The sequence below is a fragment of the Segatella copri genome, from assembly GCF_003465495.1.
Taxonomy (GTDB): Bacteria; Bacteroidota; Bacteroidia; order Bacteroidales; family Bacteroidaceae; genus Prevotella; species Prevotella copri_G.
Window position 1 is genome coordinate 1 of sequence record NZ_QSAV01000061.1, and the last position, 16917, is coordinate 16917.

Here is a 16917-nt window from a genome sequence, read left to right on the forward strand (position 1 = left end):
AGAACTTTTACGATAAAGGGCAAGGTATAAACGCGGAGCCGTTTACCAAGAAACAGTCTTTTATGTCTTTTTAAGAGTGAGTTTGGCAAACATCTGAAAATTCAAATTATCGCTTAAAGCATTGATACTTAGAATATTTACTTTTATTTGCTTTCTTGTCTTTTCAAACGCATTTTGTAGGACTAAGATATTCTTTACATCTTTGCTTTCACAGTTTTTTTTAAACAGCTATCTATCAACAAGTTTAGGGTGAAGGCAGTTTATAAGCAGAGAATACGATAGTACTCATAGGAGGAGCTGATATTTCCAACAGGAGCAAAAGATACTATCTAGCATAGGCTGACTCGGGTCATCCATATAGATGACTCGGGTCAGCTATATGAATGACTCTAGTCAGCTATATAGATTGCTTGAGTCAACCGATACGAGAAGAGTATTCTCCGTCCTTCTTTACCTGCCAGCTACTCCCACTCATCATTATCAATCATCCTCCTCCACGTAACAACTATTTTCTCTCTTCATCATTCTCCTTTCACCCTCAAACCACTATGCCACAAAGAGTTAACATGTGCGTGAAAGCAAAAAATCATCAAACGCTTATTTTTAAAAAAAGATATTAGACCGCTTTTAGCATTCTTTTATTATTAAAATTTGGTGATTAGAAAGAAAACTCGTATTTTTGCAGCATATATATTTATATTGATAGATATGGAGAAGAAACAAATCATAGAAGCAATGCACAATAGATTGCATGAGATTGATCCTCATGCAAAAGCCATCTTGTTTGGTTCCCGCGCTAGAGGTACTGAACATGAAGGAAGTGATTGGGATGTATTGATTCTTCTAGACAAACCAAAAGTTACGCTTCAAGATTACGATAAGTATTCTTATCCACTAAGAGAATTAGGCTGGGATATTGATGAAATCATCAACCCTATACTTTTCTCCAAAAAAGAATGGGAGGAGAACCATTATACCTTATTCAATCATAACGTAAATAAGGAAGGAATTGCAATATGATAAAGGGAGTTACAAATTTTACTGCACAACAGCTGGATTACAAGCGCACAACACGTGTTGTGCAAGCGCATAACAGCTGATATGCAAGCGCACAACAGCTGTTGTGCGACTGACGGAAGTGACTTTCCCGGCAACATATACTTACTGTTCCAACAACTTATCCTACTTCTTCCGACAACCTATAAAGGCTTCTTACGATGCTTATTCCTATTGATAAGCAGTTCTAACCCACATCAATAGCACCGCTCATTCGTATCAATCAAACCGCTCATCCATATTAGTGCCATTTTTATTTGGTAGTTTAAGAATAAAAGATTACCTTTGTATCGCTAAACAGAAAGAAGAATACGATGGCTATTAAATATGAAATCCATTATCTTCCCAATGCAGGAGGAAATGAAGAGACTCGCCGATTCGCCCATATCTTTGAGCAAACAGCTATGACTGACAAGGAGATGATCAGCCGAATCGCCAGACATAGCTGTCTGGGAGAAGGAGAAGTTTCGTCCGTACTCATGAAACTGCGTGATATCATAGAAGAAGACCTGCAGGATGGAAAACGTATCAACATTCCGGAAATAGGTTATCTCTCGCTCTCGGTAGATCTGGATATGGATGAACTGAAACCAGACAATAAAGTGAGAGCTGAATATGTAAGCGTAAGAGGCATCAAGTTTCGCCCCAATGCAGATCTGTTGAAACAGGTGAAATATAATACCCATTTCGAGAAATCACAATATACTTCCCGCTCCTACCCTTTCTCTGAAGATGCATTGAAGGAGAAAATAAGAGAGTATCTGAAGCATAACCGTTCCATTAACAGAAAAGTACTGGAAGCGGAATTTCATATCCGTAAACAGACAGCACTCAACTGGCTGAAGAAACTGGAAAAATCCGGATTTCTGATAAAAGAAGGTTCCCGAAATGCGCCGGTTTATTTCCTGGCTGAAGAATAGGAGCCTATCGGATGATAGGTCTCATCATGATAGAACTCTCTAGATGACTGCAAGCCATAGCCTCCGCGACCATCTAGGCTTCATTACATTAAATCTATCCCCTAAAGATAAAGTAATATGCCAAATAAAGAAGAAAAGAGAATAACAGAGCAGAGCTCGCTCTACGAACATCTGGAAAAGATGAGCGTGGATGAACTCACCGCTCATATCAATGCAGAAAACAAGAAGGTGGCTGTGGCAATAGAACAAGCATTGCCTGCCATTAACCAACTGATTTCCGCCATCGAAGGGCAGCTGAAGAAGGGCGGAAGACTCTTCTATGCCGGTTGCGGAACGGGCGGAAGACTGGCTACGCTCGATACCATCGAAGTGCAGAACACCTATGGCATTGACGGTTCGCAGATACAAGCCATCTTCCCCGGAGGCATCGGCTGCCTTACACAAACCAGAGAATCCAGAGAAGATGACCTGGAGAATGGCTGGCACCAGCTCTGCGATAAACATATCTCAAAGCATGATTTCGTGCTGGGTTTCTCTGCCAGCGGAACAACCCCCTTCGTGCTTTCCATCTTGCAGCATTGCAAGGAGGCAGGTATTCCTACGGGTTGCATCGTCAACAATCCCCACGCTCCCATCGCCCAAGCAGCCGATTATCCCGTAGAAGTAATCACGGGACCGGAATTTGTAACGGGAAGTACCCGCATGAAAGCCGGTTCATCGCAGAAGATGATTCTGGATATGATCAGCACTTCCCTTCAGATAAGACAAGGACGGGTGGAAGGCAACAAGATGGTGAACGCCAAGCTTATCAATCATAAACTCATCGACCGTGCCTGCCGCATCTTCATGGAACGCAATCCGCAATATACGGATTATGAGGAAGTGAAGCTGCTGATTCTGAAAGCTGGAAGCGTGAAGAAGGCGGAAGACTTGCTGAAGAGTAAAAGCGATTTAGATGTTTAGATAGAGTTAGACAAAACTTCACCTTATATAAAAATCAAGACTTCACCTTATATAATAGGACTATATGGCAAAGAAAGCAATTGTAATGGGTGCCACATCGGGCATCGGAATGGAAGTGGCAAAACTGCTTGCTGCAAAAGGATGGCAGGTCGGAATTGCCGGAAGAAGAATTGAAAGATTGCAGGCTCTGATTTCGCAGAGCGGCATTACCTGCTACCAGCAAATAGACGTGACTTCTCCCAATGCTCCTGCCCAACTTCTCGAACTCATCGAAAAATTGGGAGGCATGGACTTGTATTTCCATAGTTCCGGCATTGGCTGGCAGAATAATACGCTGGATATAGAAAAGGAGTTGAAGACCCTGGAAACCAACGGCTTGGGATTCACAAGAATGGTGGATACGGCATTCAACTGGTTTGCTACTCATCATCATTGCAACCCCAAAGCCCGCATTGCCTGCATCACTTCCATCGCCGGAACCAAAGGTCTCGGTGCTGCCCCTGCCTACTCTGCCACCAAGCGATTCCAGAACCATTATCTGGAATGCCTGTCGCAGCAGGCACGGATGCGCCATCTCCCCATCGCCATTACAGATATCCGACCAGGTTTCGTAAAGACCGACCTCATCGCAGGCAGCAGCTATCCGCTACAGCTCAAACCGGAAGATGTGGCGAAACATATCGTGAATGCTATCGAAAACGGAGAGGAAGTTAAGGTTATAGACTGGAGATATGATATCCTCGTCTTCCTCTGGCGACTCATTCCTAGATGGTTATGGACGAGATTGAAGATTACAACATAACAACTTTATTCCTTTCTGATGACAATCGTCTTGAACCAGTCTTTCAATACTCCCGCATATTGATCCTGCGAATCAGACAGCAGGATGACAACCTGGGAACCATCTTCCAGCTTGGGACCAAGACACATACCTTCGTAATTGGCAAAGGAACGCTTGGAAAGAGACAAGCCGGTTTTCCATTCCGCGAGCAATCTCTTCTTCAAGAAAGGAGTATCTGATGAAAACTTCTCTTTCATAGAAAACTCCTCAGAATTCAAAGGATTAATCTGATAGAGTTTACACTTGCAGAAAGCCCCAAGCTTGATCTTCGGGATAAAGACCTCACGCTCCAGAACCAGAAGCTGACCATCGGGCAAGGCGCAAAGCTCACTCACCCCTATCACATAGATATCTGCTTTCTTATGGGTAGAAGGTTGATCCATCTGATAGGCATAGATCGTCATATAACGAGAGTCTTTCTTGCTACTCTCGTGCTCACTACAGTCTTCCTTGCCATTATTTTCCTTGTTACGATTTTCCTTTATCTTTCCCCAATCATACCTCATCAAACGAAGCTGGTTGGCCAATCCGTTTTGAGGAGTAGCAGGCTGTCCGTCTTTGCGGAGCGTGCTCTCAGGAATCGTCCAGAGATACTGACGGACGGAATCAAAAGCCAGAGACTCAAAATTATAATTTGGATAAAAATCAGAAGAAGGCCATCTGCTCTCCCAAAGGTTCTGCGGATAGCTAATCTTGGGAACATTAGCCGAAGTAGGCAGAACAGGATACTCCTTTAAACGGCAATATCCTTCGCTTGTTATCACCAAGGTAGAATCAGAAGCCTTCACGATGGCTTCGTGGTCAAAGCCTTTCTCCTGCCCCTGCCAAAACTTTCCGTCGTTCAGCGTTCCATCTGTTCTCTCGGTAAACCCAAGGTTCTCAACCTGTTCCAATTCGCCGGTCTTGGGATTCACCTGAATCCGGAAGTTGAAGTACAGGGCACTATCCGACTTGTCGCTTACCACCGCATAGATATCATCATGCAGATGAGCAATGCCACTATAGTTGCCCGCAGCCACGGTTTTCGGAAAAGCTTTCTGAGGATTCTCTCTCACTACTGTCCAATCCTGTGCTCCAGCCAACAGACTGAATGCCAGGAAGATGGTCAGGATATTACAGCGCAGCATAAGTCAGAACAAACTCCATGGTTAACTCGAAATCTACATGCGCCATCTTTCCGCTCTTGAGATTCTCCACATCACACGACCAATCTGCCATCGTATCAAACGGCTTCACCCGCATATCCTCAAACATTAGATTTTCTTCAGAGAATAACTTGAAGACCGTTTCCTTGGCACACCAATGCACCAGTTTGGCATCCAGATCTTCCGCCTTCTCATCCTTGCGCAGGAATTTGGATGCGATGCGCTCTACCCTATCACTGAAGTATTCGATATCCACCGCCACTTCCTGATTTTTGGAAAGGATAAGCGCAGCATAACCCTTGGTATGCGAAACGCTGATATGATAACCACGGAACAATGGCTTGCCAGCCTCGTTGTGGGTAATGTCACCTGCATGAGAAAGCAAGCCCTTGGAAGCCCCATTCGTCTTGAGCATCTCATACATTAATGCACGAATGGCAAGAAACTCCAGTTTCCTGCCATCGTTCTTATATTTCTCTTCCAACTGAGAGCGGTAAGCCTGCAGATGAGGATACTGCTCGAACAACTGTTCTACAGTTTCATCCATCTGCCATAAACCAAGACTCACTCCCGGATAAACTTCTCGTATATTGACAACTGCCATATTTTTTATATTCTGATATTGATGAATACTGATGATTACTTAGAAGAATCCTCCACGTTATCTTTCAAAGGATGTACCGTCACCTTAATCTTGCTGATGCGACGCTCCTCTATCTGCATAACCTCGAAAGTATAGTTCTTATAATCTATCTTCTCGTGCATACTTGGGAAATCGCCTTTGATTTCCAAGAGCAGACCAGCCAGAGAATCAGCATCACCCTCAACCTCCTCGAACTCTTCGTCATCTACATTCAGGATTTTACAGAAATCAGAAAGAAGCGTTTTACCTTCAAAAACAAAGGTGTTGTAATTTAATTTCGAGTAGAACTTCTCCTCCTCATCGTATTCATCATTGATCTCACCTACAATTTCCTCCAGAATATCTTCGAGAGTAACAATACCCGATGTTCCTCCGAACTCATCTACCACAATGGCGATATGAACCTTGTTGTCCTGGAAATCGCGAAGCAGATCATCTATCTTCTTGGTTTCAGGAACAAAGTAAGGAGGACGAATCAGGCTCTGCCAACGGAAGTTGGAAGACTTCGTAAGATGAGGCAATAAGTCCTTGATATACAGTACGCCACGAATATTATCTGTATTATCCTGATAAACAGGAATACGACTGTAATTATTCTCTTCAATGCACTTTAATACTTCTGGATAAGAACTACGGATATCCAGGTCAACAATATTCTGTCGGCTGGTCATCACCTCCTTGGCTGTTTCATCGCCAAAGCGGATGATACCCTTCAGCATGCTCTGCTCGTCCTTGATATCATTCTTATCTGTCAGTTCCAGAGCTTGTTCCAAGTCATCAACACTCAGCACATGATTTTCCTTCTGTATAATCTTTTCTGCAAGAATTCCACTTTTCAACAAGATCGTTTCTAAAGGCCAAAACAACTTTCTGGCAAACAGAATTCCCCCTACGCACCGGCGACAGAACTTCAGAGGATCCTGGCGGGCATACACTTTCGGCATAATCTCACCAAAAAGCAAAAGCAAGAAAGTAAGAATAACCGTAATAATCAGGAACTGAAGCCAATAAGCTTTAGGACCAAACTCTACGATTCCTGCGAATACATAATTAAGGAGCATAATGATTGTGACATTCACAAAATTATTGGTTATCAAAATGGTAGCCAACGTACGTTCAGAATCATCACGCAACATCTGTATTTTCTTATCGGCATCAGTCTTTTCATCCTCAAGTTCCGCAACATCAGTTGGTGATAAACTGAAAAAAGCAATTTCGGAACCACTGGCAAAAGCAGACATGCCTAACAATATAGCTGCAAGTACAGCAGCTACAATAACCCCGGCGGAAGGCTGCATCAGCATCACATCACCGAAGGCATCAGTTATGGTGGATATATCCAATTTCTGAGCTAAAAATTAATAATTATTGTTCTTTAGTAGCAGGGCGAGTACTCAACATCTCCATATTATCTACATAGATTTCTGTAATATATTGTCTTCTACCCTGCTTGTCATCATAGGAGCGGTAGCGGATTCTTCCTTCCACATAAAGGCGGTCACCCTTATGCACATACTTCTCTACTACCTTTGCAAGCCCACGATAAAAAACAAGATTGTGCCAATCTGTATGGTCTGGCACTTGGGTACCATTAGGCAAAGTATATCCTTTCTCTGTAGTTGCGAGAGAGACCTGAGCTACTGCCTGATCTGCTTCGAAATAATGAATGTCAGGATCTTTACCTACATTACCAATTAGCATAACCTTGTTCATGACACGAATCTTTTAAATTTCTGAATATTTTATTTCCACATTCCCAGATAGCGGAAATGGAAATTCTTACCTTTTGCAGATGGGAACTGGCTGCGTGAATCTACACAATCGCGCAGATAATCTACGATGCGATTGTAACAATCCAAACCTGATTCAGCTTTAACATCCGCTACGAAATGAGTATCACGGTACTCAAACTTTCCTGTAGCCGGTACCATCACAACACGCTTGAAATCAAGTGATCCTTCATACCAGCCTGGAGCCTCTTGAGCCAAACTGGCAACAACAGGATTCTCCATTCTCTCTGCAGGAGTAGGAGTACGCAATGCTTTCTTATCCTTAAAATCCTGCATAGTTTGCGCCGTAGTCTTTATCACAATAAAATAAACACGTGGGCGTACCTTATATCTTTTTGGATACGTCAAATCGCTAGCGGCATACTCACGAACATCTGCCTCTAGCTCCGCATCCATCTCAATCTCAGGAATACTCTTTAAAAAATCAATAGCATCATCAACACTAGTAACTAATGTCTCCTGATCAAAATATCTTAAATATAAATTCATAAATGGGTATGTTTCTCGAGTTCAAAAAAAAGAGCGGAAAACGGGACTCGGACCCGCGACCCCAACCTTGGCAAGGTTGTGCTCTACCAACTGAGCTATTTCCGCTTATAAAAACAACAATAAATGTGAAGAGGAGGAGACTCGAACTCCCACGACACAATTGTCACTACCCCCTCAAAGTAGCGCGTCTACCAATTCCGCCACCTCTCCAACACTAAGCTAATTTAAACATTGTGCCCAAGACAGGACTCGAACCTGCACGTTGTGAAACACACGCACCTGAAACGTGCGCGTCTACCAATTCCGCCACTTGGGCCCTAAACTTAAACCTATCTTGGTTTATTATAAAAAATAATCGAGCGGAAAACGGGACTCGGACCCGCGACCCCAACCTTGGCAAGGTTGTGCTCTACCAACTGAGCTATTTCCGCATGTAAGACAACAATACCAGTGAAGAGGAGGAGACTCGAACTCCCACGACACAATTGTCACTACCCCCTCAAAGTAGCGCGTCTACCAATTCCGCCACCTCTCCAAGTATATTGCCATCAATTATCTAACCAAGATAAAGCTTGATGTTGTTTCCAAAAAATGAGCGGAAAACGGGACTCGGACCCGCGACCCCAATCTTGGCAAGGTTGTGCTCTACCAACTGAGCTATTTCCGCAGTTTTCCTATTACTTAGGAGCATTCCTCTGAATGCGAGTGCAAAGGTACTACTTTTTTCTGAATTACCAAACTTTTCTTCGATTTTTTTGAAAAAAAATGTGCATTTTGCCCTTTTTAGTGAGCAAAACACACATTTTAAGCCTTATTTTGCCGATTTTTAAACTCATCCGGCAGAAAAATCGGGAAAAATGAAAATTATACTAATCCATCCTACTGCGATAATCTTCGTAACTGAAATCTCTTAGAATTTCCAATTTTCCATCTAAATGTACGATTCCTATTGATGGATGAGTGATTCCATTAAAGGTATTTGTCTTTACCGTAGTGTAATGCAGCATATCTTCGAAAATAACATTCTCGCCTATTTGCAATTCATGGTCAAATTTCCAGAAGCCCATAAAATCTCCACTCAGACAACTGTTGCCACCTATTCTATATATATGTGCGCCCTCAGGAGCCTTCGTCGGATCATCAACCTCCAGGGTTTCTGCATTTCTGACAGCTGGCATATACGGCATCTCCAGACAGTCGGGCATATGACAGGTAAAACTGGCATTTATGATAGCTGTCCTGATACCTTTATCTTCAACCACATCTACTACTTGAGTTACAAGCGGCCCGGTCTGCCACCCAAAGGCACTACCAGGTTCCATGATAATTTTAAGATGAGGATAACGCTGATGAAATCCCTTTATTATATTAATAAGGTGTTCCACATCATAATCCTTCCTGGTCATCAGATGACCTCCACCGAAATTGATCCATTTCAGCTGCGGAAACCAAGGAGAGAATTTCTCTTCGATATGAGCTAACGTACGTTCAAAGACATCCGCCCCACTCTCGCAGTGACAATGACAATGGAATCCTTCTATATCTGAAGGCAAAGTTTGAGGCAATTTATCTGCCGATACACCGAATCGGGTTCCAGGTGCACACGGATTATACAGCAATGTTCCGACTTCAGAATATTCCGGATTTACTCTCAATCCCAGTCTGATGTCAGAATTTGCCCTACGAGCCCGTTCATGATATCGCTCATATTGCGTAAGCGAGTTGAAAGTAAGATGACTTGAGCATTGAGCTATCTCATCAATCTCATAATCGGTATAAGCCGGCGAAAAAGTATGCGCCTTACTGCCAAATTCATGATACGCCAGCTTTGCCTCGCTAAGAGAGCTGGCCGTGGTCGAAGAAATATACTCTCTGAAAATCGGAAATGTCTTCCAAAGAGCATAAGCCTTAAAAGCTAGAATAATTTCCATATCGGCACGCTCAGCCACACTTCTGATGAACGACAGATTGTGTCGCAAACGTTCTTCCTCTAAAACGTAAATTGGTCGATGAATCTCATTAAAATTCGCTAAATTTACTTGCATAACTTGATAAATATTAATTTTATGGTGCAAAGATAGCTTTTTATCCTGAATATAATTGCTAGTTTGCGTTTTTTTTAATACTTTTGCATCATAAAAATCATTTTGACGATGAAATTAGCAATAATGACCAAGTCCACATTCTTTGTGGAAGAAGATAAAATACTATCCTCGCTGTTCGACGAGGGCATGGACAACCTGCATCTTTTCAAGCCAGGTTCGTCACCAATGTATGCTGAGCGACTGCTCACGTTACTGCCTGAAGACTATCTTCGCAAGATTACTGTTCATGATCATTATTACCTCAAACAGGAGTATGATTTAGCAGGAATCCATATAGACGATCCGCTAGCACCGGTACCGGATGGATACAAAGGCAAGTTCAGTCGCACCTGCACAGATCTCTCGATGCTGAAAGAGATGAAGAAGAAATCAAACTATGTGTTTCTGAAAAACATCTTCGACTGTATTGAGTTTAAAGATGAAAAGTCTTCCTTCAATCTGCTGCAGCTTGAGAATGCAGCCAAGGCAGGACTCATAGACAAGAAGGTATACGCCTTGGGAGGCATGAGTCTGGAAAATCTCAAGATTGCCAAGGAACTCGGATTTGGAGGAGTAGTAATCTGTGGAGATCTCTGGAACCGTTTCGACATTCACAACGAGCGCGATTTCAAAGAGCTGATTCTTCACTTCGAGAAATTGAGAAAGGCTATTAGCTAATACTGAGGTTCCCGAAAAAATATTCATCCCCCTACATGAAAATAGATAAAAATAACTATTAATACACATAAACACTAATAGAAATGAGTGACAAAAACTCTTTTTTGGTATTCTCTGGTACTAACTCGAGATACCTTGCAGAAAAAATCTGCGCTAGTTTAGGTTGCCCACTGGGTAATTTGGTTGTAACCAAGTTCTCTGATGGTGAATTTGGCGTATCTTTCGAGGAGTCTATCCGCGGACGCGATGTTTTCCTCGTACAGAGCACATTCCCTAATTCAGACAACTTGATGGAGTTGCTCCTGATGATTGACGCAGCAAAGCGTGCTTCTGCCCGCAATATTATTGCTGTTGTTCCTTACTTCGGATGGGCCCGTCAGGATCGCAAAGACAAACCACGTGTCAGCATCGGCGCTAAACTGGTAGCCGACTTGCTCAGCGTTGCCGGTATCGACCGTCTCATCACCATGGATCTCCATGCCGACCAGATTCAGGGCTTCTTTGATGTTCCTGTAGATCACCTCTATGCATCTGGCGTTATTTTGCCATACCTGCAGAGCTTACGCCTCAAGGATATGGTCATTGCTTCTCCAGACGTTGGTGGTTCTAAGCGTGCCAACACTTATGCTAAGTACTTCGGCTGCCCTCTCGTGCTCTGCAACAAGACCCGTGCTCGCGCCAATGTAGTAGCAAGCATGCAGATTATCGGTGATGTAAAAGACAAGAATGTTGTCATCATTGATGATATGGTCGATACAGCCGGTACTATCACGAAGGCTGCCGACATCATGAAGCAGGCTGGTGCAAAGACTGTTCGTGCATGTGCATCTCACTGCGTGATGAGTGGTCCTGCATCTGAGCGTGTTCAGGATTCAGCTCTTGAGGAGATAGTATTCACTGATTCTATCCCTTACACCAAGCGTTGCGCAAAGGTTAAGCAGATTTCTATTGCAGATATGTTTGCAGAAACCATTCGCCGTGTTGAGGATAACGAGAGTATCTCTTCCCAGTATCTGGTATAAGGAAATATCATCATACAAGTTTACAAGGAGTCTTTCTTTTTAAAAAGGAAGACTCCTTTTTTATGATTCCATTCTTCCCATGTTTCTAATCTACATTCACTTTTCACAATTCACAATTCACAATTCACTTTTCACAATTCACTTTCCACAACTACAATAACACTGTTCATTGTTCGATTTCAAACAAAAAAAATCCTGTATCCCAAAAAGAGATACAGGATTCATATATTTATAATGTGACAATGTCGCTATTATATTAGTTCAACCACTTCACGTAGCAGAAGTCCTGACGGTGTGGCAACTTATCATTCTTAGGATACATACGTACGCCTGTCTTGAATGAACCAGCATTGATTGGCTCAATCTCAGCCTCGAATGTAAAGTTGTTACCCTCGTGACCAACCATCTTGAATGGATAAACAGCATAAATCTGCTTGCCATCCTCTGGCTGCTCCTTCAATACAACAAGCTCCAAGCCAACAGCATCGTTCAAGCCCTGCTCATCGATAACATACTGAACCTTGATCTTCTGACCAGTCTCAGCAGACATCAGCATGCAGTCGTCCTTAGATACGACGTGGATACCATCCCAACGCTCTGCAACGCTCTCCTTCCAGAGTGCAATCTCCTTAGCAAGTGCATTGTCGTTAGCGCTCAACTTCTTGAAGCGGGCAGCCTGCTTATTGTAGAACTTATCATAGTAGTCATCCAACTGGCGCTTCATTGTATAGTGAGGAGCGATAGTAGCAATAGAGTTCTTTACTACCTGGATCCACTCCTTGCTGAAGCCTTCCTTATTCTTGTTGTAATACATAGGGATGATGTCGTTCTCCAAGAGGTTGTAGATAGTAGCAGCATCAAGCTGATCCTGGTAACCCTGGTTCTGGTATGTACGCTTCTCAGGAAGAGCCCAACCAGCACCCTCGCGGTAACCTTCTACCCACCAACCATCAAGTACAGAGAGGTTGACAACACCATTCATCTCAGCCTTCTCGCCAGATGTACCAGAAGCCTCCAATGGACGTGTAGGAGTATTCATCCAGATATCAACACCTGAAACCAGACGGCGAGCCAAAATCATATCGTAGTCCTCGAGGAAGATAATCTTGCCGAGGAACTCAGGACGCTGACTGATCTCGAAAATCTTCTTGATCAAGCCCTGACCAGCGCCATCAGCTGGGTGAGCCTTACCTGAGAAGAAGAACAATACTGGGTGCTCAGGATCGTTAACGATCTTAGACAAGCGATCCAAGTCGGTGAAGAGCAGGTGAGCACGCTTGTATGTAGCGAAACGACGGCAGAAACCAATCATCAAAGCGTTAGGGTTGATACGCTCGAGCAAAGATACTACACGAGCAGGATCACCCTGGTTCTTCAACCATGTCTGGGTGAACTTCTCACGGATATAAGCTACGAGCTTCTTCTTCAATGCCATACGGGTATTCCAGATTTCTGCATCTGAAACATTGTAGATGGCATGCCAGATTTCCTCGTTGCTCTGGTCGTTCATGAAGTTCTTGTCGAAATATGTATCGTAGAGCTTACGCCACTCTGTTGCTGTCCAAGTTGGGAAGTGAACACCATTGGTTACATAACCTACGTGGTTTTCCTCTGGGAAGTAACCCTTCCAGATATTAGCGAACATCTGCTGGCTTACCCAACCGTGAAGTTTACTTACACCATTAACCTCCTGGCAAGTGTTGCATGCGAATGTAGAGAGGCAGAAACGCTCGTTGTGATCATCTGCATTTTCACGACCCATACCGATGAACTCATCCCAAGAGATACCAAGACGCTGTGGATAGCCACCCATGTACTTGCCGAAGAGAGCCTCGTCAAAGTAGTCATGACCAGCTGGCACTGGAGTATGAACAGTATAGAGAGAAGAAGCGCGAACCAACTCGAGTGCCTGGTTGAAGTTCAAGCCATCCTCCTCGATATAGTCGCAGAGACGCTGCAAGTTGCAGAGAGCAGCATGACCCTCGTTGCAGTGATAGATATCCTTCTTGATACCCATCTTCTTCAATGCGAGCATACCACCGATACCGAGCAGAATCTCCTGCTTCAAACGGTTCTCCCAGTCACCACCATAGAGAGAGTGAGTGATAGGACGGTCGAACTCTGAGTTCATATCATTATCTGTATCCAGGAGATACAACTTGATACGACCTACATTCATCTGCCATACGTATGCATGTACCTGATAGTTTGTGTAAGGTACATCAACTACCAATGGGTTACCATTCTCATCATATACTCGCTCGATAGGGAGAGAGTTGAAGTTCTGAGCATCATAGTTAGCAATCTGCTGACCATCCATACTCAAAGACTGCTTGAAATAACCATATCTGTAGAGGAAACCAACAGCACACATATCCACGTTGCTGTCAGAAGCCTCCTTCAAGTAGTCACCAGCAAGCATACCAAGACCACCAGAGTAGATTTTAACCACCTGGTTAATACCATACTCCATGCAGAAGTAAGCTACAGATGGGCGCTTAGCATTAGGTTTCACATCCATGTACTCGCGGAACATCTTATAGACGTTCTTAACCTTAGCCATTGTCTCCTTGTCCTTAACAATAGCCTCCTTGCGGTCGTAGCTCAAACGCTCCAAGAGCAATACAGGGTTAGCATTGCACTTCTCGTACAAATCAGCATCGAGGCTCTTGAACAAGTCACGACCTTCATAATTCCATGCCCACCACATATTGTGAGCAATCTCATCCAAGCACTTTAACTCCTTAGGAAGGCTTGATTTAATGGTTGTCTCCTTCCATTGAGGAGCATTAGCATAGTCTGCCTTAATTTTCATTGTGTTTTATTTTTAAGATGTATATTTTCTATCTTGCAAACATAGCGATTCTTGCAGAATCCAAATATTTGTTTTATGGCTTACGCCATCAAGAGAGAGAGATTATTATTTCTTCATACGAACTTCAGCCTTGCGCAGGGCAAAATCATAAGCATCATAGTAATACTCGATAAAGTGTTTCCACAATGCTTTTTCTGAAAGAATCTCAGCATTTTTACGACACTTGTTCACCTGTGTCTTGGTGAATCCCGAGTACTTAGCTACGGTATCCTTGATAGCATCAGCTACCTCAGAATAATTATAGTCGGTACGCTTGATAACCTTCACACCATCCTCTATCTCACTGTAACTTCCCTTCTCTGAGTTAGCCCAAAGACCGAAGCCAGCCAAATCGGTGGTGATACAAGGCACCTTGAACGCAACAGCCTCCAATGGAGTATATCCCCATGGCTCATAATAAGAAGGATAGATACAGAGGTCATTACCCAACACTACATCATAATAGCTCTTGTTGATAATGCCATCATCGCCTGTCAAGTAGCAAGGTAAGAATATCAGTTTCACCTTGTCTTCCTTATTATTATGCATGTTGAAGTACTTCAGCATACCCAATACATTATCATGACTCATATTATGCAACCAATGGGTAATCTCCGGAACCTCCAATGGCGTATCAAACTTCTTACCGCTATTCAGACGCTCCAACAGATCCTGACGTGGATCTCCTACCCAACCAGGTACGTCAATGAATGCCAATACATTCTTCTTCAAATTGTTGTCACGAAGCAAGCGGTTCATAGCCTCAATATAAACATCGATACCCTTGTTGCGGAACTCGTAGCGTCCGCTGGTAGAAACGATGAGCGTATCATCATTCAAATCTGTACCCATCAAAGCATTGGCTACATCGAGCAAACGCTTTCTTGCCTCCTTACGTTTCTTTGTAAAGGTACTTGCTTTAGGTACAAAACTATTGTCAAATCCATTAGGCAAAACGAAATCTACCGGTTTATCGAGCAATTCCTTGCACTCGTTGGCAGTAATATCACTCACTGTTGTGAAACAATCAACATACTTAGCAGTCTGCTTTTCTATAGAATGCTTGCTTTGCATATTGAGTTCCTGCGCCATCTGATCACCATTATAGGCAAAAAGATAATCATAAAGAGGCTTATTATTACCGGCAATACTACGACCGATACTTGTAGCATGCGTGGTGAACACAGTAGCCACCTTAGGAAGATGCTTGTTCACATAGAGCACACCAAGTCCTGTCATCCATTCATTTCCATGATAGATAACTTTCTTGCCTTTTCCAACGACATGTTTGTAGAAACTCTCTACTACCAGAGCGGCAGCATAAGAGAACATCGATGCTTCGTCATAGTCACCATAAGCATGAAGACTATCAACCTGATAGTCCTGCCATAGTTGTCCATAGATCTGGTCTTTAACAGCATAGTAAGGATTGAAATCTACCAAAACAGCTACTGGCTCTCCCGGTATATTCCATCTACCTACTTTAACCTTTAAACCCTCTTTCAGAGCTTCTGTTTTCCACGCTGCATAAAGCGTATCATCTTGAGAGAAATAAGGATTCACCTTGTCTCCCCAGCAATCAGGACCAATGAAGATTAGTTGATCCTTTAACCTTTCCGTAAGAGTCTTAGCTCGTGTTGAAAGAACGGTGTAGATACCACCAACTTTATTACACACTTCCCAACTAGACTCAAATATGTAATCTGGAAATAATCTTTTCTTTTCCATATATAATTATCAATAAACACCGCAAAGATAGATAAATATTTGCAAAAAAACGAATTAATCTTATTAAAATCCTAAAAAAAATGCAGTTTTCTTGATTTAAATGAATAACTTTGTCGCAGTTAATTGAAAAATGAGATGAAAAGAAAGATTTTAGCAACATTATTATGCCTAATTAGTATATCTAGTATGGCACAAACAGACAGCACCCTATTCAAGGGGAAGATTACAAACAAAGAGTATGATGTCTATATGAATATAGACTTCTACCATAAGAACCTCAAGGTTCCAGGACAGGAACTGTTCGGTGAAATGCCCGGATATTTCGGTGACAGACGTGATAGTCGCAAATGGCTGATTACAGATGCTGACATAGAAGGAAAGACCGCTCATCTATCCATTATCAATGATTACGGGAGCGAAGATCTTACTGCCGACCTCATAGCCTTGCCCGATGGTAGTTACGAGTTGCAGCAGAAAGAAGGAAGTAACCTGAAAATTGCCCGAAACCGGAAATGGGTGAAGATTCCTAAAAAACTGAAATTCACCAAGCAGTAGACAAAACACTCAGAATATCGCAGAAATGCCCCTCGCTATTATGGTAAATAGCGAGGGGTTATTATATTATATAGCAAGGGTTATTATACTAAATAGCCAGTGTTATTGAACAAAAAAGCCTCAGAAATCTTTCGAAATCTGAGGCTCTT

General features: G+C 42.9%; 15 protein-coding genes and 6 tRNA genes. 7 read left to right on the top strand and 14 right to left on the bottom strand.

All coding sequences use genetic code 11. The features are described 5' to 3' along the window. Positions 1–708: 708 nt before the first annotated feature. The 4 genes from DWV53_RS13810 (at position 709) to DWV53_RS13830 (ending at position 3741) form a co-directional block, all read left to right on the top strand. Positions 709–1020 carry a nucleotidyltransferase domain-containing protein gene (locus DWV53_RS13810; protein WP_118155051.1) on the top strand — a complete coding sequence of 104 codons (312 nt, stop codon included), beginning with the start codon at positions 709–711 and terminating at the stop codon, positions 1018–1020. Between the two features lie 350 nt (positions 1021–1370). Further along, positions 1371–1976 (top strand): HU family DNA-binding protein, encoded by a 606-nt coding sequence (locus DWV53_RS13820; RefSeq protein WP_118155018.1) that lies wholly within the window; start codon positions 1371–1373, stop codon positions 1974–1976. A 117-nt stretch (positions 1977–2093) separates the two neighbouring features. Then, on the top strand, positions 2094–2939 hold the full coding sequence (locus DWV53_RS13825; RefSeq protein ID WP_118155021.1) for an N-acetylmuramic acid 6-phosphate etherase: 846 nt from the start codon (positions 2094–2096) through the stop codon (positions 2937–2939). 64 nt (positions 2940–3003) lie between these two features. Further along, positions 3004–3741: an SDR family NAD(P)-dependent oxidoreductase gene (locus DWV53_RS13830; protein WP_118155024.1), complete on the top strand. Its 738-nt coding sequence runs from the start codon at positions 3004–3006 to the stop codon at positions 3739–3741. 5 nt (positions 3742–3746) lie between these two features. On the opposite strand, the gene DWV53_RS13835 is transcribed toward DWV53_RS13830, so the two are convergent. The 12 genes from DWV53_RS13835 to nspC form a co-directional block, all read right to left on the bottom strand. Further along, a complete protein-coding gene (locus DWV53_RS13835; protein WP_118155027.1) occupies positions 3747–4907 on the bottom strand; it encodes an esterase-like activity of phytase family protein in 1161 nt (386 codons plus the stop codon). Further along, positions 4894–5529: a 4'-phosphopantetheinyl transferase family protein gene (locus tag DWV53_RS13840; protein WP_118155030.1), complete on the bottom strand. Its 636-nt coding sequence runs from the start codon at positions 5527–5529 to the stop codon at positions 4894–4896. Before DWV53_RS13840 ends, DWV53_RS13835 begins: the two co-directional genes overlap by 14 nt. A 35-nt stretch (positions 5530–5564) precedes the next feature. Then, positions 5565–6872: a gliding motility-associated protein GldE gene (gene gldE / locus DWV53_RS13845; RefSeq protein WP_181992512.1), complete on the bottom strand. Its 1308-nt coding sequence runs from the start codon at positions 6870–6872 to the stop codon at positions 5565–5567. Between the two features lie 61 nt (positions 6873–6933). Beyond that, positions 6934–7281 carry a single-stranded DNA-binding protein gene (locus DWV53_RS13850; protein WP_022120694.1) on the bottom strand — a complete coding sequence of 116 codons (348 nt, stop codon included), beginning with the start codon at positions 7279–7281 and terminating at the stop codon, positions 6934–6936. 29 nt (positions 7282–7310) lie between these two features. Continuing rightward, positions 7311–7847 carry a hypothetical protein gene (locus tag DWV53_RS13855; protein ID WP_118155036.1) on the bottom strand — a complete coding sequence of 179 codons (537 nt, stop codon included), beginning with the start codon at positions 7845–7847 and terminating at the stop codon, positions 7311–7313. Positions 7848–7879: 32 nt separating this feature from the next. Beyond that, positions 7880–7952 (bottom strand) — tRNA-Gly (locus tag DWV53_RS13860). 21 nt (positions 7953–7973) lie between these two features. Continuing rightward, a tRNA-Leu gene (locus DWV53_RS13865) sits at positions 7974–8057 on the bottom strand. Positions 8058–8081: 24 nt separating this feature from the next. Continuing rightward, a tRNA-Leu gene (locus tag DWV53_RS13870) sits at positions 8082–8163 on the bottom strand. Positions 8164–8205: 42 nt separating this feature from the next. Further along, a tRNA-Gly gene (locus tag DWV53_RS13875) sits at positions 8206–8278 on the bottom strand. A 20-nt stretch (positions 8279–8298) separates the two neighbouring features. Continuing rightward, positions 8299–8382 (bottom strand) — tRNA-Leu (locus tag DWV53_RS13880). A gap of 59 nt (positions 8383–8441) precedes the next feature. Then, a tRNA-Gly gene (locus DWV53_RS13885) sits at positions 8442–8514 on the bottom strand. A gap of 202 nt (positions 8515–8716) precedes the next feature. Then, complete coding sequence (nspC, locus tag DWV53_RS13890) at positions 8717–9892, bottom strand: carboxynorspermidine decarboxylase (protein WP_118155039.1); 1176 nt, start codon at positions 9890–9892, stop codon at positions 8717–8719. A 108-nt stretch (positions 9893–10000) separates the two neighbouring features. Here nspC and DWV53_RS13895 point away from each other — a divergent pair, with 108 nt between their 5' ends. After that, positions 10001–10609 carry a thiamine phosphate synthase gene (locus DWV53_RS13895; protein ID WP_118155042.1) on the top strand — a complete coding sequence of 203 codons (609 nt, stop codon included), beginning with the start codon at positions 10001–10003 and terminating at the stop codon, positions 10607–10609. 83 nt (positions 10610–10692) lie between these two features. Further along, positions 10693–11631 (top strand): ribose-phosphate pyrophosphokinase, encoded by a 939-nt coding sequence (locus DWV53_RS13900; RefSeq protein ID WP_006849494.1) that lies wholly within the window; start codon positions 10693–10695, stop codon positions 11629–11631. A gap of 256 nt (positions 11632–11887) precedes the next feature. Here the strand turns inward: DWV53_RS13900 and glgP are convergent, their stop codons facing one another. Further along, a complete protein-coding gene (glgP, locus tag DWV53_RS13905) occupies positions 11888–14446 on the bottom strand; it encodes an alpha-glucan family phosphorylase (RefSeq protein WP_118155045.1) in 2559 nt (852 codons plus the stop codon). A 105-nt stretch (positions 14447–14551) separates the two neighbouring features. Continuing rightward, a complete protein-coding gene (locus tag DWV53_RS13910; RefSeq protein WP_118155048.1) occupies positions 14552–16213 on the bottom strand; it encodes a glycogen/starch synthase in 1662 nt (553 codons plus the stop codon). A gap of 186 nt (positions 16214–16399) precedes the next feature. Between DWV53_RS13910 and DWV53_RS13915 the strand changes: the two genes are divergently transcribed. Next, positions 16400–16768: a hypothetical protein gene (locus DWV53_RS13915; RefSeq protein WP_233400745.1), complete on the top strand. Its 369-nt coding sequence runs from the start codon at positions 16400–16402 to the stop codon at positions 16766–16768. Positions 16769–16917: the final 149 nt, after the last annotated feature.

Excerpts from the sequence above, each read along its gene's own strand:
- DWV53_RS13835 (WP_118155027.1), bottom strand. The coding sequence starts at position 4,907 with ATGCTGCGCTGTAATATCCTGACCATCTTCCTGGCATTCAGTCTGTTG.
- DWV53_RS13895 (WP_118155042.1), top strand. The coding sequence starts at position 10,001 with ATGAAATTAGCAATAATGACCAAGTCCACATTCTTTGTGGAAGAAGAT.
- DWV53_RS13810 (WP_118155051.1), top strand. The coding sequence starts at position 709 with ATGGAGAAGAAACAAATCATAGAAGCAATGCACAATAGATTGCATGAG.
- DWV53_RS13900 (WP_006849494.1), top strand. The coding sequence starts at position 10,693 with ATGAGTGACAAAAACTCTTTTTTGGTATTCTCTGGTACTAACTCGAGA.
- DWV53_RS13850 (WP_022120694.1), bottom strand. The coding sequence starts at position 7,281 with ATGAACAAGGTTATGCTAATTGGTAATGTAGGTAAAGATCCTGACATT.
- DWV53_RS13855 (WP_118155036.1), bottom strand. The coding sequence starts at position 7,847 with ATGAATTTATATTTAAGATATTTTGATCAGGAGACATTAGTTACTAGT.
- glgP (WP_118155045.1), bottom strand. The coding sequence starts at position 14,446 with ATGAAAATTAAGGCAGACTATGCTAATGCTCCTCAATGGAAGGAGACA.
- gldE (WP_181992512.1), bottom strand. The coding sequence starts at position 6,872 with ATGCTGATGCAGCCTTCCGCCGGGGTTATTGTAGCTGCTGTACTTGCA.
- DWV53_RS13915 (WP_233400745.1), top strand. The coding sequence starts at position 16,400 with ATGGCACAAACAGACAGCACCCTATTCAAGGGGAAGATTACAAACAAA.
- DWV53_RS13840 (WP_118155030.1), bottom strand. The coding sequence starts at position 5,529 with ATGGCAGTTGTCAATATACGAGAAGTTTATCCGGGAGTGAGTCTTGGT.
- DWV53_RS13825 (WP_118155021.1), top strand. The coding sequence starts at position 2,094 with ATGCCAAATAAAGAAGAAAAGAGAATAACAGAGCAGAGCTCGCTCTAC.
- DWV53_RS13820 (WP_118155018.1), top strand. The coding sequence starts at position 1,371 with ATGGCTATTAAATATGAAATCCATTATCTTCCCAATGCAGGAGGAAAT.
- DWV53_RS13910 (WP_118155048.1), bottom strand. The coding sequence starts at position 16,213 with ATGGAAAAGAAAAGATTATTTCCAGATTACATATTTGAGTCTAGTTGG.
- nspC (WP_118155039.1), bottom strand. The coding sequence starts at position 9,892 with ATGCAAGTAAATTTAGCGAATTTTAATGAGATTCATCGACCAATTTAC.
- DWV53_RS13830 (WP_118155024.1), top strand. The coding sequence starts at position 3,004 with ATGGCAAAGAAAGCAATTGTAATGGGTGCCACATCGGGCATCGGAATG.